This is a genomic window from Ralstonia chuxiongensis (assembly GCF_024158925.1).
In the GTDB taxonomy this organism is placed as follows: Bacteria; Pseudomonadota; Gammaproteobacteria; order Burkholderiales; family Burkholderiaceae; genus Ralstonia; species Ralstonia chuxiongensis.
In genome coordinates, this window is sequence record NZ_JAMYWC010000002.1 from 212,320 (window position 1) to 227,526 (window position 15,207).

At 64.3% G+C, this 15,207-nt stretch carries 18 protein-coding genes; 6 read left to right on the top strand and 12 right to left on the bottom strand.

Translation table 11 applies throughout. The annotated features are described in order from the left end of the window. The first annotated feature begins 14 nt into the window (after positions 1–14). Positions 15–458 (top strand): acyl-CoA thioesterase, encoded by a 444-nt coding sequence (locus NKG59_RS05630; protein WP_024977123.1) that lies wholly within the window; start codon positions 15–17, stop codon positions 456–458. A 109-nt stretch (positions 459–567) separates the two neighbouring features. Next, a complete protein-coding gene (locus NKG59_RS05635) occupies positions 568–789 on the top strand; it encodes a hypothetical protein (RefSeq protein WP_009239453.1) in 222 nt (73 codons plus the stop codon). A gap of 77 nt (positions 790–866) precedes the next feature. Here the strand turns inward: NKG59_RS05635 and NKG59_RS05640 are convergent, their stop codons facing one another. Beyond that, the gene (locus NKG59_RS05640; RefSeq protein WP_102080461.1) at positions 867–1,187 is read right to left on the bottom strand and encodes a helix-turn-helix domain-containing protein; all 321 of its coding nucleotides are present in this window, start codon (positions 1,185–1,187) and stop codon (positions 867–869) included. Continuing rightward, positions 1,180–1,545 carry a type II toxin-antitoxin system RelE/ParE family toxin gene (locus NKG59_RS05645; protein WP_045205197.1) on the bottom strand — a complete coding sequence of 122 codons (366 nt, stop codon included), beginning with the start codon at positions 1,543–1,545 and terminating at the stop codon, positions 1,180–1,182. The genes NKG59_RS05640 and NKG59_RS05645 overlap by 8 nt, the downstream gene beginning before the upstream one ends. Before the next feature lie 509 nt (positions 1,546–2,054). Here NKG59_RS05645 and NKG59_RS05650 point away from each other — a divergent pair. Further along, the gene (locus NKG59_RS05650; RefSeq protein WP_253535838.1) at positions 2,055–2,339 is read left to right on the top strand and encodes a hypothetical protein; all 285 of its coding nucleotides are present in this window, start codon (positions 2,055–2,057) and stop codon (positions 2,337–2,339) included. Between the two features lie 117 nt (positions 2,340–2,456). Next, positions 2,457–3,113, top strand: coding sequence for a VOC family protein (locus NKG59_RS05655; protein ID WP_253535839.1), 657 nt, complete (start codon positions 2,457–2,459; stop codon positions 3,111–3,113). Between the two features lie 14 nt (positions 3,114–3,127). On the opposite strand, the gene NKG59_RS05660 is transcribed toward NKG59_RS05655, so the two are convergent. Beyond that, positions 3,128–4,012, bottom strand: coding sequence for a LysR family transcriptional regulator (locus NKG59_RS05660; protein ID WP_253535840.1), 885 nt, complete (start codon positions 4,010–4,012; stop codon positions 3,128–3,130). Positions 4,013–4,117: 105 nt separating this feature from the next. Between NKG59_RS05660 and NKG59_RS05665 the strand changes: the two genes are divergently transcribed. Continuing rightward, on the top strand, positions 4,118–4,726 hold the full coding sequence (locus tag NKG59_RS05665; protein ID WP_045205195.1) for a LysE family translocator: 609 nt from the start codon (positions 4,118–4,120) through the stop codon (positions 4,724–4,726). 15 nt (positions 4,727–4,741) lie between these two features. Here NKG59_RS05665 and NKG59_RS05670 read toward each other — a convergent pair whose 3' ends face one another. Continuing rightward, positions 4,742–6,166 carry a coniferyl aldehyde dehydrogenase gene (locus NKG59_RS05670; protein WP_301288078.1) on the bottom strand — a complete coding sequence of 475 codons (1,425 nt, stop codon included), beginning with the start codon at positions 6,164–6,166 and terminating at the stop codon, positions 4,742–4,744. A gap of 350 nt (positions 6,167–6,516) precedes the next feature. On the opposite strand from NKG59_RS05670, the gene NKG59_RS05675 reads away from it, so the two are divergent. Next, positions 6,517–8,247, top strand: a complete 1,731-nt coding sequence (locus tag NKG59_RS05675; protein ID WP_253535841.1) for a GMC family oxidoreductase — start codon at positions 6,517–6,519, stop codon at positions 8,245–8,247. A 305-nt stretch (positions 8,248–8,552) separates the two neighbouring features. Here NKG59_RS05675 and NKG59_RS05680 read toward each other — a convergent pair whose 3' ends face one another. From NKG59_RS05680 to NKG59_RS05715, 8 genes are all read right to left on the bottom strand, one after another. Further along, complete coding sequence (locus tag NKG59_RS05680; protein ID WP_253535842.1) at positions 8,553–9,461, bottom strand: amino acid ABC transporter substrate-binding protein; 909 nt, start codon at positions 9,459–9,461, stop codon at positions 8,553–8,555. Positions 9,462–9,718: 257 nt separating this feature from the next. After that, positions 9,719–10,606: an amino acid ABC transporter substrate-binding protein gene (locus NKG59_RS05685; RefSeq protein WP_253535843.1), complete on the bottom strand. Its 888-nt coding sequence runs from the start codon at positions 10,604–10,606 to the stop codon at positions 9,719–9,721. 124 nt (positions 10,607–10,730) lie between these two features. Beyond that, a complete protein-coding gene (locus NKG59_RS05690; RefSeq protein WP_253535844.1) occupies positions 10,731–12,392 on the bottom strand; it encodes an acyl-CoA dehydrogenase family protein in 1,662 nt (553 codons plus the stop codon). Between the two features lie 79 nt (positions 12,393–12,471). Continuing rightward, on the bottom strand, positions 12,472–12,981 hold the full coding sequence (locus tag NKG59_RS05695; protein ID WP_253535845.1) for a GNAT family N-acetyltransferase: 510 nt from the start codon (positions 12,979–12,981) through the stop codon (positions 12,472–12,474). 8 nt (positions 12,982–12,989) lie between these two features. Further along, positions 12,990–13,289: a DUF6916 family protein gene (locus NKG59_RS05700; protein ID WP_052672847.1), complete on the bottom strand. Its 300-nt coding sequence runs from the start codon at positions 13,287–13,289 to the stop codon at positions 12,990–12,992. 89 nt (positions 13,290–13,378) lie between these two features. Continuing rightward, complete coding sequence (locus NKG59_RS05705) at positions 13,379–13,897, bottom strand: phage tail protein (RefSeq protein WP_045205189.1); 519 nt, start codon at positions 13,895–13,897, stop codon at positions 13,379–13,381. A 17-nt stretch (positions 13,898–13,914) separates the two neighbouring features. Beyond that, a complete protein-coding gene (locus NKG59_RS05710; RefSeq protein WP_253535846.1) occupies positions 13,915–14,451 on the bottom strand; it encodes a phage tail protein in 537 nt (178 codons plus the stop codon). Between the two features lie 10 nt (positions 14,452–14,461). Beyond that, positions 14,462–15,013, bottom strand: coding sequence for a phage tail protein (locus NKG59_RS05715; protein WP_253535847.1), 552 nt, complete (start codon positions 15,011–15,013; stop codon positions 14,462–14,464). Positions 15,014–15,207: the final 194 nt, after the last annotated feature.

Here is a 15,207-nt window from a genome sequence, read left to right on the forward strand (position 1 = left end):
CTTCGCGCCCCCTCATGACGACCACGCCATCCCTTTCCGATTACCCGCTGCACTCGACCGACAAGCTCCGCTACGGCGACACCGACCGCCAGGGCCACGTCAACAACGCCGTCTTCGCCACGTATCTGGAGACGGGCCGCGTAGAGATGCTGTTCTCCCCCGACAACCCGCTGGCCGCGCCCGGCTGCGAGTTCGTCATCGCGCAGCTCGTGCTCGACTTCCGCAGCGAGATTCTCTGGCCCGGCTCCGTGCAGATCGGCACGCGCGTGGCAAGCGTCGGGCGCAGCTCGGTCAAGCTGGAGCAGGCCATCTTTCAGAATGGCCGCTGCGCCGCCACCTCGCAATCGGTGATTGTGCAGATCGACGTTGCCACCCGCCAATCGAGCCCGATTACCGACAGCGCCCGTCAGCGCCTTGCCGCGCTCACCGCCACCCCTGCTGGCGCAGAAGCGGAGTGACGCGCGCTGTACGCAAACGACCGCCCGCCAGAAATTTTTAACTTTGATTGCACTTCCGCCGCTTGCCGGTGGGAAGATTGCTCTCCCGTTCAATCACGCGGAGGTGACCATGGGACTGTTGGATGAAGTGGGCAAGATCGCCGGCGCCGTCGCCGCCGTTGAAGCCGCCGAGAAAGTCGATCCGGATGCCGGTCTGCTGACCAAGGCCGTTGCCGCCGTCGCCGGTTTCAAGGGCGCGGGCGCGCTGGAAGAGATGATCGAAAAGAAGGACGAAGCCAAGGCCGAAGGCGCCGAAGCAGCTCCTGAAGATGGGGCTGCGCCGCAAGCCTGATTTGCTTGCAGGCTCAAAAGGATTTGGGGGACCCCGCCGGTTGGCGGGGTTTTTGTTTTGTCTACAGCGTTGATGACTCAGGAGAACACGGCGAGTCCGTGCTTCTGCACCAGTTGCAGGAGGCGTGCAGCCATGCCGCTAGGTTTTTTGTCACCTTGCTCCCACTGACGCACTGTCGAAGCAGTGGTGTTCAGATATGCAGCGAACACACTTTGGCTGACGTTCACAGATTTACGGATGCGCGCGATTGCTTTCGCATCGAATTCCGGCACGGGCTCTATGCACAGGTCGTCGTACTCGCGCATGGTTTTCTTGTCGATGAGCTTGGCGCGATACAGGTCCGAGGCTAGGCTGTGAATGGCCTCAGATGCGTCGCTCTTGAATCGTGTCTTAGTCATTGCAAATTTCCACCAGTGCTTGCAGTTCGACCAGCGAGTCAATCTCTGTGTCTCGCAGTTTGCCCAAATTTGCGGCAACTTTTCGGAAGTCCTTCAGTTCACGGTCATTGATGTTCTCTCGGTCGCTCTTGGCGAACAGAAAGACAAAGAACCAAAAATGGCCAATCTTGTTCACCACGATGCCGCGCCTGCGGTTCTGGTCGAGACGCTTCTTCCATACATTGCCGCCGAGATCGTCGCCCATGCCCTGCATTAACTGTCTTGCCGCGCGGCATAGTTCCACGTCGGTAATACCTGCGACTTTCGCCGCTCTGTTGAACCACTTGGTTTTGAAAATGCGCGGCGTGCGGGACGTCATGCTGCTCCGATGAGAACTAAATATACCACTTGGTGGTATAGATTTAGATGCCTCGTGGATGAGGGATAGCGCGCAAACTTAGCGAGCAATGTGAGCCATCGCTATCGGAATTGTCCGCAACCCAGGGCAGAGCGCTTCCTTGGGAAGACTGTGGCCATATAATCCCCACCGTCACCGCACCAACGGTGACTGGGTTTAGCAGCCCACCCCTTTTTCCCAGACGGACAGCCGCCTCCGCGCGGCATTTTTGTGTCCGGTGCTTGTGCACGCCTATGTGTTTTATGGCGGGCCGGGCGGTGAGACCTTCGGGTCTGCCGGTAGCTGGGATAGGGCCGGTCTGCTAACGCCGTCGTCAGGCCCGCCACCCTCGTTTAGCAGCGAGCGGCGAGCCTCCATCAACCTATCCCCGGAGGCCACATGGCTACCGCACTCAGCGGGCATCGCCCCGCGTCTTACCCTTCCCCGCCGTCTTGGCGCTGCGTGCATCCCACGCAACCGGGAGGTGCCGCATGTCTCTGACTAAAAACCGCCTCTACCTGGATGGCGCCGTCTCGGCACGCGCATTTCTGTGCCGCACGCACAGCGTCATGCTCGACCCTGGGCATTGCCGCCCCGGCAGGCTGCGCGAGCAGCTCACGTACTTTTCGGAACACGCGTATCCACCGGCATTCGTGAAAGGCTTTATCGATGCCATCGACGCGTATCTGTCGATGTCGCTCGGGGGGAGCGATGTGGACCCGCACACGTGGGAGGTGTTGGCCGCCATTGAGCGCCGGCGGGTTTCCGCCGCATAAGAACAGTTGGACACATCCTCGAGACGGGCGGGGATGCCGGCACCACGCAGCAACGCCGTGGAATGCGCTGTGGCATGCTGGGCGCTCCGGTTTCAGACCGATATAGCGGGAGCCATTTTGAAGCTCGATCACATTGCGTTCGTCGCGCAATCCCTCGACCAGGCGCAGGCTTATGCCTCGCGGTTGTTTGGCGTGACGCTGCCTGCGGGCGGCAAGCATCCCTTGATGGGCACGCACAACCTTGTCACGCGGATCGCGCCCGGCGTCTTTCTGGAGTTCATCGCCATCGACCCCGAGGCGCCGCCGCCCAACAGGACGCGCTGGTTTGCGCTCGACCGCCTGACGCGGGAAGGCGCGTTAGAAGATGCGCCCCAACTGTTCGGCTGGGTCGCGAGCGTTCCGGATCTGGCGCGCAACGTAAGCGAATTACCGCAGCACGAATTGCTAGAAGTGACGCGTGGCGATTTGCGCTGGCATTTCTTCCACCGCAAGGACGGTGAAGCGGAAGCGGGCGGTTGCTGGCCCGCACTCATCGACTGGGCGGGTGGCCAAAGCCCGGTCGACCGGATGCAGGAGGTTGGGCTGCGCCTGAACCACTTCCAACTCGCACATCCGGAGATGCCGGCCATGCGCGCAAAGCTTCAGGGGCTGGGGTGGGATGCTTCTGAACCGGAGAACCGATACGTCGAATTGGCCGAGGCGGCGCGGCCGGCATTGACGCTTGTGCTCGATACGCCGAATGGGCACGTGCAGATCGAAGGCGGCGGCTTGTAACGGCCAGCCACGGGTCAGGCGGCGCGCCGCTCCGCCACGCGCTGCCGCGTAGAGAACCCGTCGCGCACGCATTGGGCCAACGCCAGCGCCGCCGCACTCGCACCTTGCGCGGGCAGCAGCAGGCTGATTGCAAACATCGGCAGTTCCGGCAGGCCGGCTTCAGGTCCGAGGATGTCGAGGTCCGCCGGCACCGTCGGCGTCAGCCACGCCGTAACGGCAAGCCCGGTGCGCACCGTGGCGGTGGTCGCTTCGATGTTGCCGCTCTCGAACACCGTGCGCCATTCAATGCCCTGCTCGCCCAGCGCTTTGAGCACACGGGTGCGGAAGGCGCAGCTCTCATCCACCATGGACAGCGGCAGCGGTCGTTTCGCATGCACGTTGCCGCCGCGCGGGCCAACCCATACCAAGCGCTCCACGCACAGGCATTCGCCCGAGGCTTCATCCACCGGCGCTTCGACCACGGCGACGTCCAGCTCGCCGCGCGCAATGCTCTCCGCCAGCTCGGGCGACGTGCCGCACACGATGGTCAATTCCACCGACGGCCACGCCTCGGTAAACGCCTTGAAGATCGGCGGGAAAACGGTGCCCACGAGGTCGTAAGGCACGCCCAGGCGCACCGGACCCTGCAGCGGGCGTGCCGCCATGTCGGCCCAGATTTCGTCGTTGAGCGCGAGCAGGCGTTTGGCGCGCCCGAGGAAGCGTTCACCCGCGTGGGTGAGTTCCAGCCGCCGGCCGTCGCGTTCGAACAGGCGGCATTCGAAGGCGTCTTCGAGCCGCTTGATCTGCTGGCTGATGGCGCCCTGCGTGAGGTGCAGCGCGTTGGCGGCCACCGTCATGCTGGCGTTTTCGGCCACGGCAATGAAGGTGCGGACGAGGGTGATGTCGAGGTTTTTGGCCATCGGAGCATTCTAGATGCTAATGGATTGGATCAAAAACCTTCGATTTTCTAATGGTTTTGAGCGCTCTACAGTGGGCCATCCGTCATCAACCCAAGAGTGCCGCTTATGGCCGTCGAAGCGTTTTCCTCTATCGCGCCGCTGGTGTTGTTTGCCGTGGTGTCTACCGTGTCGCCGGGCGGGGCCACGACGCTGGCGACAGCCTCGGGGTCGCAATTTGGGTTTCGGCGCTCGATTCCGCTCATGGTGGGCATTGCCGTCGGGCTGGCTTCATTGGCGGCGGGGGCGGCAGCGGGCTTGGCCGGGTTGCTAATGGCTGCGCCGGGGCTGCTGCTGGGGATGAAGGCGGCGGGCTCGGCCTATCTGCTGTGGCTGGCATGGAAAGTGGCGCGCAGCGGTCCGCCCAAACTCAATGCCGCCGCCACGGTGCCGACCACGCTGCTGGGCGGTGCCTGCCTGCTGTGGCTGAACCCCAAGGGCTGGGCGATGGCATTGGGTGCGGCGGCTTCGTTCGCAATGCTGGCGAGCGGCCCGCTGCAGCTGGCGGCGCTGCTAGGCGCGACCTTTGGTTTGGCCGCGCTGGCGTCGCTGTCGCTGTGGTGCGCGGCCGGTATCGTGCTGGCGCGGCTGTTGAAGACGCCGCGCCAGTGGCGTGTGCTCAATGCGGTGCTGGGCGTGCTGCTGGCCGTCTCGATCGTGCCGATGTGGCAGCCGTGATCGGGTGCCAGTCGATCAGCGCACCAAGAGCTTCATCATCGCCTCAAACGTCTTGCCGTACGGCGCACGGAACAGGCCCAGCCCGTTGATGGCCGATTGCCGGAACACTGGCTTCATCTTCGAGAACCGCTCGAACCCGTGGATGCCGTGGTACGCGCCCATGCCGCTGGCGCCCACGCCGCCAAAGGGCAGGTCGTCTTGCGCCACGTGCAGCAGCGTCTCGTTGATGCACACGCCGCCGGCAATGGTGCCGGACAGCACGCGGTCGACCGTGGCGCTGCTGCGCTCGAACAGGTACAGCGCGAGCGGCCGTGGGCGGGCGTTGATGTAGTCCAGCGCTTCGTCCAGCGTGCGATACGGCACCAGCGGCAGCAGCGGGCCGAAGATTTCTTCCTGCATCACGCGCATTGCCTCGGTGCCGCCCGTGATGAGCGCGGGCGGAAACTGGCGCGTGCCTTCGTCGGGCACGGCGTTGGTGAGCGGCAGCACCTGCGCGCCCTGCTCGCGCGCTTCATCCGCCAGGCTGGCCATGCGCTGGAAGTGGCGCGGGCTGATGAGCGTGGTGTAGTCTCGGTTGCGCGCCATGTCGGGGTACATCTTGCTGACCAGCTTGCGAGCCGCATCGATGAAGCGCTGCTCGGTGCCGGCGGGCAGCAATACGTAGTCGGGCGCCACGCAGGTCTGCCCTGCGTTGAGTAGCTTGCCCACCAGCGTGCGTTCCACCGCACGGTCGAAATCCGCATCCGGCCCGATGATCGTGGGCGATTTGCCGCCCAGCTCCAGCGTGATCGGCGTGAGGTTGTCGGCTGCCGCGCGCATGACGTGGTGGCCGACGTTGGTGGAGCCCGTGAACAACAGGTGATCGAACGGCAGCCGCGAGAACGCCTCGGCCACTGCCGCATCGCCATTGATAACGCGCACTTCATCGGCGGCAAAGTTGCGCTCGATCAGGTCGGCAAACAGGGCGGAAAAGCGCGGCGTGTATTCCGACAGCTTGACCATTGCGCGGTTGCCCGCCGCCAGCGCAGACACCAGCGGCCCGATGGTCAGGTAGATCGGGTAATTCCAGGGCACGACGATGCCCGCCACGCCCAGCGGTTGCGGAATCAGCCGCGTGCTGGCGGGCCGGAACCACAGGCTCACGCCCCGGCGCTGCACGCGCATCCAGCGCTTGCCGTGCGAGAGCGCATGCTTGATGCCGTCCACGCTCGGGAAGATTTCCAGCAGGTCGGTCTCTTGCCGAGAGCGGTTGCCGAAGTCAGCGCTGACGGCCTGGGCGATGGCGTTGCGGTTGTCCATGACGAGGCGCATCAGACGCATCAGGCGGTCGCGGCGCACAGGCCAGGCAGGCAGCATGTCGGCCTGGTGGGCAGCGCGCATGGCCTCGAAGGTCTGCTGCATGCGAAGCAGGTGCGGGGCAGGCAGATCGGCAGGTTGCATGGGGGCTCCTGGCAAAGTTGGCGGATCGGCGCAATTGCAAAGCAGTATGGTCGCCAGGCGCCGTTGCGACGGCCTGATACGGCTGCGCCGTGTGCGGCATGCCCGGCGCGCGTGAGCGCGCGCAACCGTGTGCCAGCCCCGAATTGCTGCGATGCAATATTTCGCCATTGGCATCAGTTCAAGGGTTTGGGTGCTGCCTCCCGCCGTTTTGTTGCATGACATCGAACGATGCCTCTAATGCGGGTAAGCCCGGTCGTTTGAAACAACCCGGCACGCCTAGGATGTGAGTTCGTGACCGGCAATAAGCCGGCGGCGTCGCTCGCCCATTAGAAAACCATCCGGAGACACCCATGGCCACCGAATCGCAGACATCCGCGCTCACCTTCGACTACGTCATCGTCGGCGCAGGCTCAGCCGGTTGCGCGCTTGCCAGCCGGCTGACCGAAGACCCGGACGTGACCGTCGCGCTGCTGGAGGCTGGGCCGCACGACCATCATCTTTCCGTCTGGGTGCCAGCCGGGTGCGCGGCGTCGCTGCCGTTCAAGAACAAGCGCAACTATGGGTTTCAGACCGTGCCGCAAGCGGGGCTGGGCGGGCGCCAGGGCTATCAGCCGCGCGGGCGGGGGCTGGGCGGCAGCTCGTCGCTCAACGCGATGATCTACATCCGTGGCACGCCCAGCGACTACAACCACTGGGCGGCGCTTGGCTGCACCGGCTGGGGGTGGGGCGATGTGCTGCCGTACTTCAAGCGATCCGAGGGCAACGAGCGCTTTGCCGGTCGCGATGACGACGCGCTGCACGGCGGTACCGGCCCGCTGCACGTAAGCGACCTGCGCACCGGCAACCCGATCGCACAACGCTTTGTCGATGCCGGCGTGGCAGCAGGCTACCGCCGCAACAACGATTTCAACGGCCCCGATCAGGAAGGCGTCGGCTCATACCAGGTCACGCAGTACAACGGCGAGCGCTGGAATGCCGCGCGCGCCTACCTGCATGGCGGGGACAAGGCAGACGCCACCTTCAGCCGCAACCGCCGCCAACTCACGGTGATGCCCGACACACAAGCGCTGCGCATCGTCTTTGAGGGCAAGCGCGCGGCCGGTGTGACGGTGGAGCGCGGCGGTCGCACTGAAACGCTGCGCGCGCGTCGCGAGGTGATCGTCTCATCGGGCGCGTTCGGCTCGCCGCAGTTGCTGATGGCCTCGGGCGTGGGCCCGGCCGAGCATCTGCGCTCGCTCGGCATTCCGGTCGTGCACGACCTGCCCGGCGTCGGCCAGAACCTGCAGGACCACCTCGACATCATCCTGCACAAGAAAGTCTTCAACCTGGATTTGATCGGCTATTCCGCGCGCGGCAGCGCCCACATGCTGGGCGAGATCCTGCGCTACCGGCGCGAGCGTCGCGGCATGCTGGCGACCAACTTTGCCGAAGCCGGCGGCTTCATCAAGAGCCGGCCCGATCTGGCCGATCCCGATCTGCAACTGCACTTCGTGGTGGCCATGGCCGACAACCACAACCGCACGTTCAACTACGGCCACGGCTATTCGTGCCACGTGTGCGTGCTGCGCCCGAAAAGCCGCGGCGAAGTGCGCCTGGCCTCCGCCGACACGCGCGACGCACCGCTGATCGATCCACGTTTCCTGTCTGACCCGGACGACATGAACGGCATGCTTGCCGGCTTCCGCGCCGTGAAGAGCATCTTCGCGCAGCGTCCGTTGGCTGACCTTGGCGGGCGCGAGCTGTATTCCGGAAACATCCGCGGCGATGGCTCCGACGACGAAGCCGTCCGCGCCCTGATCCGCCAGCATGCCGACACCATCTATCACCCCGTCGGCACCTGCAAGATGGGCAGCGCCGACGACGCCATGGCCGTGGTCGATCCGGAACTGCGCGTGCGCGGCCTCACGGGCCTGCGCGTGATCGATGGCTCGGTCATGCCCACGCTGATCGGCGGCAACACCAACGCCCCCATCATCATGATTGCCGAACGCGCCGCAGACCTCATGCGCCAAGGCGGCCGCCCGACGCTGAACGTGGTGAGCAGCATCCCCGCACAAGCTGCCCCGGCCGAGGTGCACTGAGAAACAAGACAGCAAGACACACCTGGGCGCCAACCCAGGCACACCCACGGTGTGGCCGTTGATGCCCTAGATGGCGCCTTGAATTTGTGTGAGCGGGCGGATGAAGGAAGGAGGCTTGTCTGAGCGCAGCGAGTTTGCCTCCTTCCCCGCACGGTCACGGAAATTCAAGGGGAAGTCGCCATCTCGGGCGCGCCTTTCTTTGCTTACTTTCTTTGGCAAGACAAAGAAAGTGAGTCAGCCCCGGCAGGGGATGAAACCAGGGATGCACCAACAACATCAACGAGCACCCCGAAGCAAATCAGACATCAGTTCCCAGCACTATCCGTAGGCGTATTAAACGAATCCCGCAGCAAATAACTCATCGGCACCTCCAGATTCACCCCATTCGGCGGAATCGGCTGCTGAAACCACTTCTTGTACAGCTTCGGCACCTCGCCATCGACAATCAGCCGCGTCATCGATTGGTCGATCAGCTTCTTGAACTCGGGGTCCTGCTTGCTGAGCATGATCGCGTATGACGACACAAGCTGCGTCTTGCCCGTCAGGCGGTAGTCAGCCGGGTTCTTGGCCGTGGCGCGCATGCCCGAGAGCAGGATGTCGTCACCGGCAAATGCATTGGCGCGGCCATCGGCCAGCATGGCGAAGGCGCTGCGCAGGTCGTTGGCATCCACCACGTGCATCGTCATACCCGTCTCGTTGAGCTTGCGTGCGAGGTCGGCATTGGTCGATCCGCGTGCGGCCACCACGGTCTTGCCGTTCAGGTCTTCCCATTGCTGGATCGGCGAGCCAGCCTTCACCAGCATGCGGCCCTTGGTGATGTAGTGCGGAATGGTGAAGGCGACCTTCTCACGGCGCTCGCGCGAGTTGTTGGTTGAGCCGCATTCCAGGTCGGCCTTGCCCGAGGCGACCACGTCCATGCGTGTGGCGGCTGTCACCGGCAGGTACTGCACCTTCAGGTCCGGGCGCTTGAGCGAGGTCTTGATCGAATCGATCAGGCGCGAGCAGATGTCGATCGTGTAGCCGACCGGCTTGTTGCCATCGAGGTACGAAAACGGAATCGAGTCTTCCCGATACGCCACGTGCACCGTGCCCGAATCGCGGATGCGATCGAGCGTCGGGTTGGCGGCAACGGCGGTGGACGGGAAGACAGCGGTGGAAACAGCAGCGGGAACGGCAAGCGCGGCCAGCAGCCACGTGCGCGCAGCGAACGGCATCGTCAAAGGTCCTAGGAGAGGTTCGGGCTTCTAATGGCCAGCCGACCGCATCGGGGCCCTATCGACGCGGCCGTGCGCGCAATCGATTGCTGGGCGACATCCGCCCAGCTGCGCAGCATTGGCTGGGGCGCGCCGTCACTCCCCCCGGGAATGCCAAAACGTGAAGCAATGTCACGCGCCGCCATGGGCGCGCATTATGCGCTGAATGCGGGTATACCCTCAAGCACCTTCTCGGTGCATGGTTGATCAGCGTTGCGCTAATCCGCCACCTTGTCGGTCGGGAACTTGAACGAGTCGCGCAGCAGAAAGCTCATCGGGATTTCCAGCTTCACGCCATTGGGCGGAATGGGCTGCTGGAACCACTTTTTGTAGAGCTTTTCCGCCTCGCCATCGAGGATCGTGCGTGACATCGCCAGGTCGATCACTTTCTTGAACTCCGCGTCGTCCTTGCCGAGCATGATCGCGTACGGCGCCACAGCCAGGTTGCTGCCGACGACTGCGTACTCCGCCGGGTTGGGTGACGTCGCCCGGAAGCCATAGAGCAGCACATCGTCCATCGCAAACGCATCGGCCTTGCCGGCCGCCACCATGCCGAAGGCTTCGGCGTGGTCGCGGGCCTCCACCACGTTGACCTTGAGCACGCGCGCATCGGCCATCGCGCGGATCTGCCCGCCGTTCGTGCTGCCGCGCGTGGACACCACCGTCTTGTTGTTGAGGTCTTCCCAGCGGTGAATGCCTGAACTGGTCTTCACCAGCATGCGGCTGCTGGCAATGTAATGCGGAATAGTGAACGCTACCTTCTCACGCCGCTCGCGCGTGTTGTTGGTCGAGCCGCATTCGAGGTCTGCGCGGCCCTCGGCGATGGCGGCGATACGCGTGGCGGGTGTCACGGCCACGTATTGCACCTTCAGGTCGGGCCGCTTGACCGCCACCTTGATCGCGTCGACCAGCCGCGCGCAGAGGTCGATCGAATACCCCACCGGCTTGCCGCCATCGACATAGGAGAACGGTACGGAGTTCTCGCGATACGCCAGCCGGACGGCGCCGGTATCGCGGATGCGGTCAAGCACGGGGGATGCAGCCAACGCCTGGAAAGTGCACAACGCCAGGCCGGCCGCGAGCAATGCGCGGGTCGGGTGCGGCACGGAATGTCTCCTGTCTGGTTATTTTTCTGGTGCCGGCGCGCTCGCGCGGCTCCCCCACCCTAGGCGATGTGATCTTTCATCCCGCTTTCACGCCGGCTGTCCCGCTTTACTCTTCACAGAATCTTCATACAGGCCACGCGCGTTGCAGCACTGCACCCAGCTCCTGCGCATGTCCGTCGAGCGTGCCGAACACGCGGCCATGCTGATGATGGAAGCGGCTGGCGATGAAGCGCTCGGCGTCGTCCGGATGCGCGTGGGCTAGCATCAGCGCCGCCTGTGCCGTGAGCGCCAGCCCCTGCGCGATGCGGCGCGCGGAGGTCTCCTGAATGTCGCCGGGCTGGTGCAGCATCGCCTGCAGCGCGGCCAGCTCCGCGCGCACCGCACGGTGGCCCTGCGCGCGCTCGCCAATGTCGTGCACCAGGCGCAGCGCGTCGTCCGGCGTGCGGGCAATGGCGCGCAGCACGTCCAGGCACATGACGTTGCCCGAGCCCTCCCAAATGGAATTGACCGGCGATTCGCGGTACAGGCGCGCCATCGGCCCTTCTTCCACGTAGCCGTTGCCGCCCCAGACCTCCATTGCCTCGCCGGTCGCCTCAATGGCGCGCTTGCAGACCCAGAACTTGGCGGCGGGCGTGACGATGCGCTTCCACGCCGCGGCCAGCGGATCGACGTCGGCACGCTCGAACGCGCTGCCGAGTTCCATCATCAGCAACGTTGCCGCCTGCGATTCGAGCGCGAGGTCGGCCAGCACATTGCGCATGAGCGGTTGATCGGCCAGCAGGCGGCCGAATGCCATGCGATGGCGCGCGTGGTGCAGCGCCTGCATCAGCGCGTGACGCAGGATGGCCGCGCTGCCGATCACGCAATCCAGCCGCGTATGCGTGGCCATCTCGATGATGGTCGGAATGCCGCGCCCTTCTTCGCCAATCAGGATGCCCTCTGCGCCGAGGAACTCCACTTCGCTGCTGGCGTTGGACCGGTTGCCGAGCTTGTCTTTCAGGCGCTGGATTTGGATCGGGTTCTTGCTGCCGTCGTCACGAAAGCGCGGCACGAAGAAGCACGACAGGGGCCCGTCTTCTGCGCCCATGCGCGCGACCACCAGGTGCGCATCGCACATCGGCGCAGAGAAGAACCACTTGTGCCCGGTGATCGCGTATGTGGCGCCGCGGCCCTCGCCGCGCAGGGGCATTGCCACCGTGGTGTTGCTGCGCACATCGGAGCCGCCTTGCTTTTCAGTCATGCCCATGCCGACAAGGATGGCGGTCTTCTGGCGCCACGGCAGATCGCGTGCGTCGTGTTCGCGGGCGTAGAGACGCGGCCCCAGATCGGCAAACAGCGCCGTCTCTTTCTGCAGAACGGGGATGCTCGCGAACGTCATCGTCGCCGGGCACAGCGTGCCGGATTCGATCTGCGCCTGCATGTAATAGCCCGCCGTGCGGGCGGCCCATGCGCCCGCGCGCGGCTCGGCGAAGGGTAGCGCCTGTAGCTCCTGGCTGCGCATCAAACCGAGCAGCGCATGCCACGCGGGGTCGAAGCGGATGGCGTCGATGCGCTCGCCGGTGCGGCTGTGGGTGTGGAGTTCGGGGTGGTATGTGTTGGCCTCGGCGGCCCACCGCAGCGTCTCGGGGGCGCCGAGCTGATCACCGAAGGCTTGCAACGCGCTGGCGTTCCAGCCGCCGCCCAGACGTTCGAGTGCGTTTTGCAGCGTGGTGTCGGACGTGAAGGGGTTGAAGCCGGTCAGGTCCGGGACCTGGTTGAAGACGCGGTGGGTGGCCTCGGTGGGCATTTGGGGTCTCCTGGCGTGGTGCTTTGGTTGTGTGGGCCATGGTAGACCACCGGTGGTGGGGGTGGGTGGAGGAGGATTTCTATACGGTTGCCGCTTGCCTGGCGGCCCCATCCCACTCGAGAAACAGATACACGCCCTTGTCCTCCACCAGGCGAAACCCCATCCGCTGATACAAGCGCTGAGCTGGGTTGAAGCGCTCCACATGGATCTGCACGCGTTTTCCTGAAGCGCGGGCCTGCGCAAACACAGCAGAAATCACCGCACTGCCGATCCCCGAACCGCACTGCTCCGGCACCAGCGAGATATCGATGATCAGCAGGGCTTCCCGTCGATGCTGCAGGTAGATCCGCCCGGCGGGTACGCCGTCCTGTTCGATCACGAAAAATTCCGCGTCAGGGTAGGCAAAGTACGCGCGTTGCTGGGCATCGAACTGCATCCGCACGAACTGCGCTTTCTGTTCGGTGGTCCAGCCGGTCGCCCGCAGCTCGGCTTCGCGGGTGGTGCCGTAGAGGTGCAGCAGGAAGGGCTGGTCAGAGTCGGTCAGCGGCCGCAGTGCGGTGCCGTGCCGTTCAATGCGGAAGACGGGCATGCGGTGCCTCAGCTGAGATTGAAGCAGGCCTGGTAGCGGAAGCCGTCGGCACTGCGTTCGACCGGAACCAGAAAGATCGCCTGTTCGGGCAGCGTGTCGTGCTGCAGGAAGTACGTGCCCTGCTGCAGCGTGAACGAGGCATCGCCTGTAAAGAACAGCGAGAACGCCTGCTGGCCCGGGCGTGCCGCGGGTGTGGTCACTTCGTTCAGTCGCAGGGTGAACTGCGGATTGGGGATCTGGCCGGGCTCCTGCAGCACAGAGAACGCGGTGCCGACATGCGGCTGGAACAGTTCGGCGGAGAGGGTCATGGGGGCAACGAAAAGACGGATGCGGAAATCGGCGAGCCGAAAGGCGGACCGGTGCGACATGCGCGGCCGGTCCGCCACGAGGGCTCGGCTTACGGACGCGTCGGCCAAGCGCCCTGCAGGGCGATGCAGTAGTTCATCACCAGGTATGGCTGCATGTTTTCGTGCGGCAGACTGCCGCCGGCTATGCCGACTGCCTGCGGGGACAGGGTCGTGAGGGCCGGGGACGAATCCGTCGCGATGAACGCCTGGTTGAATGTCACCTGGAAGCGCGACGGCAGACGGCCTGCTGCCGTTTGTGAAGCTGCACGGCTGTTGTCACCGTATGCGGTGTGCGTGTGAGCGGGCATCTCCTCGCTCAACAGCGTGACCGTCGACGAGCCTTGCAACTCGTTCGGCACGCCGTTCTGCTCCGTGCCTACTACTGCCCGCCCCCGCAGGTCGGGCAAGCCGAACGTGCTCGTGCCGTTGCCGCCATACATGGTGCCCAGGATCGAGAACAGCGCGGTGTTCTGTGAGATCGGCATGATCGCGCCGTCGCAGGCTGCCCAATCCACCGGGGCAAAGTTGAAGCCGAAGACCCGGATTTCTCCGAGGAATTGATCAGACATGGGATTCCCTTTTCGACTCAGCCTTGCGACGGGTAGATGCCCGCGGTGGCAATGATGTAGTTGATGGAGGCCGTCGGCATTTGATTGGTATGTGGCTGATTGCCACCGGCCTGCCCGATCGTCTGGGGGGCCAGTGCGGCCTTGCCCGGCGGATTTGCCGTGCCGGCGTCGTAGAAGCCCTGCGCGTTCGGTACGGTCGCCAGCAGTGTGCTGGGGCCGGGCGTGATGGTGGTGGCGGCCGCACTGGTGCAGTTGATGGCGTGGTTGTGCCCCGGAATCTGATCGGTCGTCAACGTCACGCTGTCGACGCCGAACTGCTGACCGATCAGGCGGTTGGTGAGCCCTAGGCCCTGCCCTTGTCCCACGGGAAGCTTCCCTTGCAGGTCCGGCAAGCCGAAGTTGCTCTGGCCATCGCCACCGTAAGTGGTGCCGAGCAGGGTGAAGAGGGCCTCGTTCTCGGATATGCCAATGATCTGGCCCTGGCAAAGCAGCCAGCCCACCGGGGCATAGTTGCCAGCGAACAGGCGGATTTCGCCAACGTATGGTTCTGCCATGAGTGATCTCCTAGCCGCGTGACGGGTACACGCCGGTCAGCGCGATGATGTAGTTCAGCGCCAGCGAAGGCTGCATGTTCTCGTGCGGCTGGTTGCCGCCGCTGCTGGAGCCGCAGGCTTCGCTCGACAGTGGCGTCAATGTGCCCGGGGCGCCGTAAAGCAGGGTGCCCGCGCTTGGGGGCCCCGGATTCGTCGCGTTGTAAATGTTGCTGGTGGCTAGAAGATGGTTCTGCGTGATGCCGGTATTCGGCAATGTGGCAGGCGTCGTCGATGCGGTGAATGAGTGGCTGTGCGCCGGCAGTTGCGGGGTCGACAGCGTGACGGTCTCGGCGCCACCTACCTCGCCCTGCACGTAGTCCTGGAGGTCGCGGTGCAGCGGCGTGCGGCCGCGCAGGTCCGGCAACGCGAAGTTGGTCGTGCCATTGCCGCCATACTGGGTGCCCAGCAGCGAAAACAGCGCGGTGTTCGTCTGGATGGGCAGCAGTGCGCCATTGCACAAGGCCCATCCTTTTGGTGGAAAAGGAAATCCACAGAGGCGAATTTCGCCCAGGTATTGATCCACGACCCCTCCTCGTAATGTGGCACCGCCACGATATTGAATTCTTCGCTTCGAAGCAGAAATTTTTCTATTAATGGTCTCTGCGTCTCAATTTGATTGCCAGTCTGGTCATGGCGTATCAGCAGACATAATGGACGGGATTTTCGCGTTGCCCATATGAAAATCCAGTGTCAAGGCAGAAGAGCGTGCCAAAAGCG

Bases quoted from the DNA above. Each gene is read 5' to 3' on its own strand.
- NKG59_RS05680 (WP_253535842.1), bottom strand. From the start codon at position 9,461: ATGCCGTTCGCTGCGCGCACGTGGCTGCTGGCCGCGCTTGCCGTTCCC.
- NKG59_RS05700 (WP_052672847.1), bottom strand. From the start codon at position 13,289: ATGACCCTCTCCGCCGAACTGTTCCAGCCGCATGTCGGCACCGCGTTC.
- NKG59_RS05705 (WP_045205189.1), bottom strand. From the start codon at position 13,897: ATGTCTGATCAATTCCTCGGAGAAATCCGGGTCTTCGGCTTCAACTTT.
- NKG59_RS05645 (WP_045205197.1), bottom strand. From the start codon at position 1,545: ATGACGTCCCGCACGCCGCGCATTTTCAAAACCAAGTGGTTCAACAGA.
- NKG59_RS05630 (WP_024977123.1), top strand. From the start codon at position 15: ATGACGACCACGCCATCCCTTTCCGATTACCCGCTGCACTCGACCGAC.
- NKG59_RS05695 (WP_253535845.1), bottom strand. From the start codon at position 12,981: ATGCCCGTCTTCCGCATTGAACGGCACGGCACCGCACTGCGGCCGCTG.
- NKG59_RS05650 (WP_253535838.1), top strand. From the start codon at position 2,055: ATGTCTCTGACTAAAAACCGCCTCTACCTGGATGGCGCCGTCTCGGCA.
- NKG59_RS05640 (WP_102080461.1), bottom strand. From the start codon at position 1,187: ATGACTAAGACACGATTCAAGAGCGACGCATCTGAGGCCATTCACAGC.
- NKG59_RS05635 (WP_009239453.1), top strand. From the start codon at position 568: ATGGGACTGTTGGATGAAGTGGGCAAGATCGCCGGCGCCGTCGCCGCC.
- NKG59_RS05665 (WP_045205195.1), top strand. From the start codon at position 4,118: ATGGCCGTCGAAGCGTTTTCCTCTATCGCGCCGCTGGTGTTGTTTGCC.
- NKG59_RS05660 (WP_253535840.1), bottom strand. From the start codon at position 4,012: ATGGCCAAAAACCTCGACATCACCCTCGTCCGCACCTTCATTGCCGTG.
- NKG59_RS05675 (WP_253535841.1), top strand. From the start codon at position 6,517: ATGGCCACCGAATCGCAGACATCCGCGCTCACCTTCGACTACGTCATC.
- NKG59_RS05710 (WP_253535846.1), bottom strand. From the start codon at position 14,451: ATGGCAGAACCATACGTTGGCGAAATCCGCCTGTTCGCTGGCAACTAT.
- NKG59_RS05670 (WP_301288078.1), bottom strand. From the start codon at position 6,166: ATGCAACCTGCCGATCTGCCTGCCCCGCACCTGCTTCGCATGCAGCAG.
- NKG59_RS05690 (WP_253535844.1), bottom strand. From the start codon at position 12,392: ATGCCCACCGAGGCCACCCACCGCGTCTTCAACCAGGTCCCGGACCTG.